This window comes from Verrucomicrobium sp. BvORR034, from assembly GCF_000739635.1.
Taxonomy (GTDB): Bacteria; Verrucomicrobiota; Verrucomicrobiia; order Verrucomicrobiales; family Verrucomicrobiaceae; genus Verrucomicrobium.
Genome location: NZ_BATQ01000113.1, coordinates 84,239 through 93,790, shown reverse-complemented (window position 1 = coordinate 93,790; position 9,552 = coordinate 84,239). Strand labels below are relative to the sequence as shown.

Here is a 9,552-nt window from a genome sequence, read left to right as displayed (position 1 = left end):
AGGGGCAGTTGCCGGAAAATCACGTCCTTGGGTGGGAAGGTGCGTTCCTCAAAGACTTGATCGGGGGTCATTGAGCAGAAAGCCAAGGTGGCCCGCATTGATGCCAAAAAAGGGCAGACGCCGACGCCAGTGTTCCCGGATGGTGCGCAGCATGGCCCCATCTCCCCCCAGAGTGACAATGAATCCCGGATTCCGGAGGTCTTCGTGAGGGCGCAGCTCGGGTTCCCACTCCTGACACTTGGGATTGGAGGGATCTGCGAGCACCAGACAGCGAAGATCTTCCAAGGTGCCGCGGGACCAGGTGGCAGGATTGGTGCCCCGGTAGAGTCCGTAGCGCTCGATGTAGCGGAGGGCAGGGGCGGTGAGCAGGTGGGCCACACTCTCGCCATGGAGCAAGAGGTCGCGAATCTCGGTGCTGGAGTCGTCCAGCTGGATGGGGAAGATCTCCGCGTTCGGAGGAAGGTCGCCTTGGTTCAGGATGTGGCCGGGGCGCGTCAGGACGGCGAATCGGCTCTGCTGCCAAAGTTCGGGACCCCGCTCCCATCCGGTGTGAATGAGTGATTGGCCCAGCGATCCGCCAGTGAGCCAGTCGGCTCCCACCACATGCCAGATTTCGCCTTCTGAGGCGTACTTCGTTTCAAGAGCGGCATTCCGGGTGAAAGTGTCTTGCTCCAGGTCAAAAAGATCGATCACGACCTTTTCCAGATCTCCGAACGTGAGATCGCAAAGGGCGGCGCGAAAAACTGAAGGAACGCTGCCCACCTCGGGCTTGTCGGGGCGGGGACCGCAGGGGACCACTTTGACCTCATCGAACCTCTCTGAAAGCAGAGCAGCGATTCGACGATGATGCAGGCCAGGTGGATTGAAGCTGCCTCCAAAGAGGGCAATGCGGCGGGGCATGGCGGCAAGATGGGATGAAGTGTGGCAAAGGCCAAGCACAAAACGTGCGGGACTTCGCGGGCGGGGATGTGCTTTGGTATTTGCCAGCATCGGCAGCGTTGCAGTCTTGCGTCCGCTCGCGGCGAAGGCTAGTTTCAGGCCCCTGCAAAAAAATAAATCGTCATCATGCCCCTGGCCCGTCTGGATTGCCCCCACTGTGAGTGTGCTGTGGAAGTGAACGTCACCAACGTGACGCGCTCCAGAGAGTGTCCGTCGTGCGGGCGGATGATCATGCTGCAGTTCACCACCAAGACCTCCCGGGTGAAGCACAAGGCGTTGCTGACCAACATCACGGAGATGGGTGAGGGGGGGGATGTGGCCGTGATGGCGAAAGCCTCGTCGCGACCGGTCGTCGCATCCCAGCCCGCCCGCAGCGTCGCCGTGGCCGCCTCTGTCAAACCTGTGGCGGCGCCGCCGCCGCCCGCCACACCTGCCGCAGTGCCGGTGGTGGCGGCCGTGGTCCCGGCTGCGCCCAAGCCCGCGACGGCACCCGTGCTGGTGCCTGCTGCTGACCTCCCCCCGGTCATGCCCAGGCCGTTGGAGGGCGATTTGCGGAACCGACTTGAACATGATCCAGAGGTGAAATCCAGTGCCCGCTCACTGATCTGGGGGCTTGGAATCGTGCTCTTTCTCCTGGCGATCGCCGTGCTGGGGAAGACGCAAAACTGGTGGGATGAAGTGGCTCGTGGATGGGAAGTTTTTCATGCCACCTACATGAAGGAGCAGTTGATCCCCAACGCTCCGGCCTCCACGGCGAGCGAAGCGGAACGCAAGGAGGGCTTGGAAGCTGCTGCGCCAGTAAAAGCCTCTGCTTGGAACCGTGAGCAGGAGGAGGCGATGACGGCGGTGAAGTCCTTTCTGGCCGCCAAAAACCTTGAAGAGCGCAAAAAGTTTATGCGGGACGCTTCCGTGTTGGAGAAGAGTCTGAAGGATTACTACTCACGGCAAGCCGATGGCCCCGTGGCCTTCTCCCGGGTGGAGCTCGTGGAAGCCGAGCCACAGGGAACTCATACCTACCTGTTTGCCGTTGTAGATGCCGCGGGAAACCGGCGCAATGCGATGGCGGTCCGCCCAGAGCCTGGGGCTCCCTACGTGGTGGACTGGGGCAGCTATGCTCTCTACAGCGAGATGGACTGGGCCATGTTCATGGCGGAAAAGCCCACGAGGCCTGTGTTCTTCCGGCTGGAGGCGGTCCCGGCGGAGCATTACAACTACAACTTCCCAGACTCGCAGCGCATGCTCTGTCTCAAGCTGGTGAATCCAGCAGAGAAAGGAGCTCCAGAGCTCTACGGCTATTGCGTGCGCACCTCGACCGTAGGGAGGACGTTGGAGTACCTCACCAAGAAGAACTTTGGTGAATCGACTCCGATGATCGTAAAGCTCCGCTATCCGTCGCCAGAGGAAAGTGATAGCGTCAACCAAGTTTGGATCGATGAGGTAGTGACGGAAGGGTGGATCGCCCGCGGCTACTGATTCTGGCCAGTATCCCCTTTATTTAGAGGAGGTTGCGTAGCGCCATTCCCCCGGGGGGGCGGCTCCGTTCCGCGTGCCTGCTGAGAAAAGTCCGAGAGAGCCAACATGTCTTGGCGGTCGATTTGGACAAAATTTATTCAGCAATTTTTCTCCTCCTGTAAGAATCCGGCACAGGCACCGTAATTTGCAGCAGTGGTAATTGTGGCACCCGCAGTTCACCACCCCAGCAACCAACTCGTCCTTCATCCCCTCCTTGCCGCCATGAAAATGCATTCTCTTTGCCAGGGCAACCACCTCGACCTGAGAGTGGGACAAAGCCGTCGCGAATTTCTCTATGCAGGTCTCGCCGGTGGTCTGGGCCTGAGCCTGCCGAACCTCCTTCGTCTGGAAGCAGGAATGACCATCCCTGATGTGGCGAAAGTTGATGCCAAGGCGGATGCGGTGATTCACATTTATCTCCCCGGCGGCATTGCCCACCAGGAGAGCTGGGATCCGAAGCCCTTCGCTTCGGCTGACTACCGCGGTCCCTTGACTCCGGTGAAGACCAATCTCCCAGGGGTGTATTTTGGCGAACACTTTGCCAAGACGGCTGCGATTGCGGACAAGTTGACGATCATCCGCTCCATGACGCATGGCGAGGCCGCGCATGAGCGTGGCACTCACAACATGTTCACGGGGTATCGCCCCAGCCCCGCCATCAAGTTTCCGAGCTTCGGCAGCGTGGTTTCTCACGAGCTTGGGGTGAAGAACAGCCTTCCTCCCTATGTCTGCGTGCCGCAGGCTTTTGGTGGCGTTGCCGGTGGTGAATCCATGGGCACGGGCTACCTGAGCACGGCCTACGGTCCTTTCAGCCTTGGCAGCGACCCCGCCCAGAGCAACTTTGCGGTGCGTGACCTTGCTTTGCCGAAAGACGTCACTGAGCAGCGCTTCAACCGCCGTCGCGGTCTCCTTGATGCCGTGGACGCCCACTTCAGCTCACTCGAGAAATCGGATGCACTGACCGCCATGGACAGCTTCTACCAGGCTGCCTACGGCCTAGTGAGCTCCCAGAAGGCTCGCGAAGCTTTCGATCTGAACGCCGAGACTCCCAAACTTCGTGATGAATATGGCCGCAATCAGGCTGGTCAGCGCCTTCTCCTGGCGCGTCGCTTGGTGGAATCCGGTGTCCGCCTTGTGACCGTGACCTACGGTGGCTGGGATCACCACAGTGACATCAAGAACGGCTTCAAGAACAACGCGCCAAACTTCGATGTCGCCTACGCCCGCCTGATCCAGGACTTGGATGACCGCGGCATGCTGGACCGCACCTTGGTGATGGTCAGCTCCGAATTCGGCCGTACGCCGAAGATCAACAGCACCAACGGTCGTGACCACTATCCACGCGTCTTCAGTGTGGCGCTGGCTGGTGGTGGTGTGAAGCGCGGCATGGTGTACGGCTCCTCTGACGCCCTCGGTGGTGAGCCTGACGCTGATCCCGTTTCCCCTGAAAGCCTGGCCAAGACGATGTATCGCCTGATGGGCATCAACGCCGAGAAGCGCCTGATGGCCGACGGCGGCCGCCCCATCGACATCGTAAACGGTGGCGAGGTGATCGAAGGCATTCTCGCCTAACAGAATTCACCGCCAGAACTGTCGTAAGCGAAGGCGGTGAAGTGTCTGCTTCACCGCCTTTCTGATATCCGAGCCCACGCCTCTCCCAAAGGAGCAGGCGTAAAGACTTCTTTGAGACCGATGTTGACCATGAAAAACTCTCTTCGCCTTGTGGGGGCGGCACTGGTGCTGGCCACCACCGCCCCGGCCGTTGTGGCCGCGCTGCCCACATTCACTGGCACTTCTCCCACCGGGGTGCAGCGTGGAGTGGAGACGACCTTGACCATTCGGGGCACCCGTCTGGCTGATTTCGACGGTCTCATTTTCTATTCTCCAGGCTTCGCTCTGAAGTCAGTGGGCAAAGTGGAAAATGGTGCGGTCGAGACCGTCATTTCGGTGGCTCCCGATGTGCCGTTGGGCAACCATTTTGTCCGGGTGCGGACGCGCTCTGGCTTGTCCTTCATGAGGCAGGTCATGGTGGGGCCGTTCGCCAGTGTGCAGGAGAAGGAGCCGAACAACGACTTCGAGGCTCCTCAGGAAATCGCCTTGAACCAGACAGTCGAAGGCGTGGCCAACAGTGAGGATGTGGACTACTACCGCATCGCCGCCAAAAAGGGGCAGCGTATCAGCCTGGAGATCGAGGGCATGCGTCTGGGGTATATCACCTTTGACCCCTATATCGCCCTGATGAACAGCGACCGTTTCGAGGTGGCCGTGTCGGATGACACCGTGCTTCACCGCCAGGACGGTCACCTGACTTTTGTCGCCCCGGATGACGGAAACTACACCATCCAGGTCCGGGAATCTTCCTACCGTGGCAATAGCGAGTCCCGCTACCGGTTGCACGTTGGCAGCTTCCGTCGTCCTGAGGTCTGCTATCCCTCCGGTGGCAAGGCTGGCAGCACGCAGAAGGTGAAGTTCATCGAAGCCAATGGCGATGTCACCGAGGAGGACGTCACTCTGCCTGCCGAGACGTCAGACAAACACATGGTGTATCTCAAAGATGACCCGGCTCCCTCCGGCAACATCATGCGTGTCAGCCCTTTTGACAGCTACCTGGAAGTGGAGCCAAATGACAAAGAGGCGAATCGCACCAACCTTGAGGCTCCGTGTGCGCTGAACGGCATCATCGAGAAGCCTGGTGACGAGGATCGGTTCTGGGTGAATCTGAAGAAGGGGATGAAGGTGGACTTCTTCGCCTATGCCCAGTCACTCGGCTCTCCCCTGGATCCGGTAATGGTGCTGACCAATGAAAAGGGAGCCCAGATTGGTGCCGCGGATGATGGTGGCACGAAGCGCCGTCTGGATTGCAAACTGGCAGTGACAGCTCCGGCGGACGGTGCCTATTGCGTGATCATTCGTGATCACTTGCAGCGTGGTGGTCCGACGTATGTGTATCGGGTGGAAGCCGTGGCTTCTGTGCCGTTGGTGACCTTCGCTTCGCCGAACTTCGGGGTGAACGACAGCCACAAGCGCCAGTTTATCGCCGTGCCTCGTGGCAACCGCTATGCGACGATGGTGAACGTGACTCGTAACAATGCTTCGGGTGACATGACCTTTGAAGCACCGAATCTGCCCCCTGGGGTGAAGATGGTGTCCACCAGCATGCCGGGCAACCAGACCAGCATTCCGCTGCTCTTTGAGGCGACGGCAGATGCTCCGCTCGGTGGTGCGGCCGTGCCCGTTACTCTCAAACCGACGGATCCGGCCCAGAAGGTGGAAGGCAGAATGGCCCAGGAGTTCGACATGGTGCGCAGCGGCAACACCATCTACTACACGGAGCAGGTGGACCAGCTCCCGGTGGCCGTGGTGGAAGAGGTGCCTTATACCCTCGAACTGATCAAGCCGGCGACACCTCTCGTTCCCAATGGCATCCTGCCCCTCAAGGTGGTGGCCAAGCGGAAAGAGGGATTCAAGGCGGCGATTCGGGTGCTGATGATGTGGCGTCCCAACGGCATGAACTCGCAGGGTGAAATTGATATCCCGGAAGGCCAGGATGAGGCGACCTTCACACTTGATTCCACCGGCAACGTGTCGCCTGGAGTTTACAACCTGACGGTGCTGGGTGAAGCCGAAGGCGGCAACGGGACGATCTATGCAGCCTCGCCCTTCTGCGAAGTGACCGTGGTGCCTGCTTACCTGTCCGGCAGCATGCAGCTTACAGCCGTGGAGCAGGGGAAAGATGGCGAGTTCGTCTGTAAGCTGGAGATGGCACAACCTTTCAACGGGGAAGCTTCCGCGAAGATTTATGGGATCCCGGATTCCGTTGAGGTGGAAACCCTGAAGTTCAACAAGGACGCCAAGGAACTGAGCTTCAAGATCAAGACCACGGACAAGTCACCGGTGGGCAAGCATGCCAACCTCTTCTGCCAGGTGGAAGTGCCGGTGCAGGGCGGCGTGGCGGTGCACCGCATCGCGGGTGGCACCACCCTCCGTGTGGATGCTCCGCGGAAAGCGCCGGCGGCTCCGGCACAACCGGCCGCTCAGGTGGCTGCCGCCAAGCCCGCCGCCCCGGCTGCAACTGACGCACCGAAGAAACAGCTCAGCCGTTTGGAACAGCTTCGCCAGGAAGCCTCCAAGTAGTTCTCACTTCGCGCTCCCGATCCAGTCCCTCTCCCAACGACTCACACTCAAGACCCCACGACAGTGTTTCCCACCATGAAGACTTCATCTCTCACCTCCAAGGCCCTTCTGGGCATCGGATTGTGTTTCGCGACGGGACTGGCCCGGGCGGAGCAGTCCGGACCGGTGGATTTCGTGCGGGACATTCAGCCGCTGCTTGAATCCAAGTGCGTCGAGTGTCACAACCCGTCGAAGTCCAAGGGCAAGCTGCTCATGGACTCGGGGGAAGGCCTGCTGAAGGGGGGCGAAGGCGGTGCGGCAGTGGTGCCTGGTGCTCCAGAAAAGAGCCCGGTTTACAGCCGTGTGGTGCTGCCTCACGATCACGATGACATTATGCCTCCCAAGGGCGATCCGCTCACTGCTGAACAGGCGGACGTGATGAAACGCTGGATCGCTGAAGGTGCCAAGTGGCCCCAAGGACTGGTGATCAAACACAAGACTGAGGAAGAGCTGAAGGCCCTTGCCCGGTTGAAGGAAAAACTCAACAAGCTGGAGAGCATCGAAATTCTCCCCGGAACCCTGTCGCTGGAAACCCAGCGCGACAGCCAGCGTGTGCTGGTGTTCGCCAGGTTCAATGACGGGACCACGAAGGATGTCACCGAGCTTTCCGAGCTTAAAGTTGCCAACGCCCAAGTGGCCTCGATCAATGGCGTGCACCTGAAGCCCGGCCAGGATGGTGCCACGGAACTGTCCGCCACGTTCAATGGCAAGACGGCGACCGCTGCGGTGAAAGTTGCAAATGGTGCCAAGGACCGTGAAGTGTCCTTCCGGCTCGATGTGATGCCTGTGTTTTTGAAGGCGGGCTGCAATACGGGTGGCTGCCATGGCTCCGCTCGTGGCAAGGATGGCTTCCGTCTCTCCCTCTTTGGCTTTGACCCGGCCGGAGATTATGACCGCATCACGCGAGAAATGAGCGGCCGTCGCATCAACCTCGCCATTCCCGAGGACAGCACCTTGATCGAGAAGGCGCTGGGCGAAGTGCCGCACTCCGGCAATGCCTGCTTTGACAAGGACAGCCACCTGAACAAGACGCTGATAGAATGGATCAGCAAAGGCGTGCCGAATGATGCCCCGGAAGTGGCACATGTCACCGGCATCGAGATCTTTCCGAAGCAGGCGGTTCTGGAAGGGCAGGGTGAGACCCAGCAGGTCTCCGTGCGTGCGACTTACTCTGACGGCACAGATCGTGACGTGACCAACCTCGTGGTCTTCATGTCCAACAATGATCCGAGCGCGAGCGTGGACAAAGAGGGGCGCGTGACCTCCCATGATCGTGGGGAGTCGTTTATTCTGGCCCGCTTTGACGTGTACTCCGTGGTGTCCCAGTTCATCGTCATTCCCGAAGGATTGAAGTATGAGCGGCCGAAACTGGTGGAGGCCAACTACATCGATACCCTGGTCAATGAAAAGCTGCACAAGCTTCGTATCCTTCCTTCCGGCATCTGCTCGGACCAGGAATTCCTGCGCCGTGTATCGCTTGATGTGGTGGGCGTTCTGCCCAGTGCTCCAGAGGTGAGCGAATTCGTGGCGGATGCCAATCCGAAGAAACGTGAAGCGCTGGTGGAGAAGCTTCTTCAGAGGAAAGAATTCACTGAGATGTGGGTGATGAAGTGGTCTGAGCTGATGCAGATCCGCAGCACGGAGAACAACCAGGGGGCTTACTACAAGAACGTCCTTCTCTACTACAACTGGCTTGCGGACCGCATTGGCAAGAACGTGCCAATGAACGAGATCGTGGCTGAGTTGATCGCCTCCCAAGGCGGCACCATCAACAACCCGCCGACGAACTACTTCCAGATCGAGCGTGAGACGCTGAAGGTGACGGAGAACGTGGCGCAGGTGTTCATGGGGATGCGCATCCAGTGTGCCCAGTGTCACAACCATCCGTTCGACCGCTGGACGATGAATGACTACTACGGGTTCATGGCCTTCTTCACCCAGATCGGTCGCAAGGCGACGGATGATCCGCGGGAAACGATCGTGTTCAACAGCAAGGGTGGGGAGTCCCGCCATCCGCTGACCAAGGCGGCGATGAAGCCGAAGTTCCTGGGTGGTGATGAACCCACGCTGCAGCCGGGTGAAGACCGCCGTGCGGTGCTGGCCAAGTGGCTGGCCTCCCCTGAGAACCCGTTCTTTGCCCGCAATCTGGCGAACATCACCTGGGCACACTTCTTCGGCGTGGGGATCATCGATCCAGTGGACGACGTCCGGATCAGCAACCCCGCTTCCAACCCGGAGTTGCTGGACTCGCTGGGCAAAAAGCTCACGGAGTACAACTACGACTTCAAGCGTCTTGTTCGTGACATCTGCAACTCCATGACCTATCAGCGGGCCACCCAGGTCAACGAGAGCAATGAAAGCGACAAGCGTAACTTCGCCCACGCTCTGGTTCGCCGCATGCGTGCCGAAGTGCTGGCGGACGCCGTGTCCTCCGTGACGAACACCCCCACGAAGTATCAAGGTTTGCCCCTTGGTGCCCGTGCGGTTCAAATCGCAGATGGCTCGGTCTCGAATTACTTCCTCACGACTTTTGGCCGTGCCAGCCGTGAGACGGTGTGCTCTTGCGAAGTGAAGATGGACCCGACGCTGTCGCAGGCGTTGCATTTCATGAACGGCGATGCTGCTCATGAAAACATCAAACGCGGCAAGGTGGTAGCGACGCTGGTCAATGAGAAGAAGCCAGATCAGGAGATCATCCAGGAGCTCTACCTGCGCACCTTCGGTCGTGAACCCTTGCCCAAAGAGTCGGAAGTCGTACTCAAGCAGATTGCGGAGTCGGGCGAACCTCGTCAGGTCGTGCTGGAGGACCTCTTCTGGGCGCTGCTCAATTCCAAGGAGTTCTACTTCAATCACTAGCCCCGTCGGCTGAGCTTGCCCTCGCTATCGTCCGGACGTCTCCTTTTTGAGGGCGTCCGGGAAGCGGGTGGG

Annotated in this window: 5 protein-coding genes; 4 read left to right on the top strand and 1 reads right to left on the bottom strand. The window is 59.5% G+C overall.

Annotated elements, in window-relative coordinates:
• Positions 1–48 precede the first annotated feature (48 nt).
• Positions 49–900, bottom strand: a complete 852-nt coding sequence (locus BV034_RS18955; RefSeq protein ID WP_050028563.1) for an NAD(+)/NADH kinase — start codon at positions 898–900, stop codon at positions 49–51.
• A gap of 270 nt (positions 901–1,170) precedes the next feature.
• Between BV034_RS18955 and BV034_RS18950 the strand changes: the two genes are divergently transcribed.
• The 4 genes from BV034_RS18950 to BV034_RS18935 all read left to right on the top strand — a co-directional run bounded on the left by BV034_RS18950 (position 1,171) and on the right by BV034_RS18935 (position 9,480).
• Positions 1,171–2,412, top strand: coding sequence for a hypothetical protein (locus BV034_RS18950; protein WP_265593180.1), 1,242 nt, complete (start codon positions 1,171–1,173; stop codon positions 2,410–2,412).
• A 261-nt stretch (positions 2,413–2,673) separates the two neighbouring features.
• The gene (locus tag BV034_RS18945; RefSeq protein ID WP_081887928.1) at positions 2,674–4,023 is read left to right on the top strand and encodes a DUF1501 domain-containing protein; all 1,350 of its coding nucleotides are present in this window, start codon (positions 2,674–2,676) and stop codon (positions 4,021–4,023) included.
• A 129-nt stretch (positions 4,024–4,152) separates the two neighbouring features.
• A complete protein-coding gene (locus tag BV034_RS18940; protein WP_265593179.1) occupies positions 4,153–6,585 on the top strand; it encodes a PPC domain-containing protein in 2,433 nt (810 codons plus the stop codon).
• A 75-nt stretch (positions 6,586–6,660) separates the two neighbouring features.
• Positions 6,661–9,480: a DUF1549 domain-containing protein gene (locus BV034_RS18935; RefSeq protein WP_050028560.1), complete on the top strand. Its 2,820-nt coding sequence runs from the start codon at positions 6,661–6,663 to the stop codon at positions 9,478–9,480.
• The last annotated feature ends 72 nt before the right edge of the window (positions 9,481–9,552 follow it).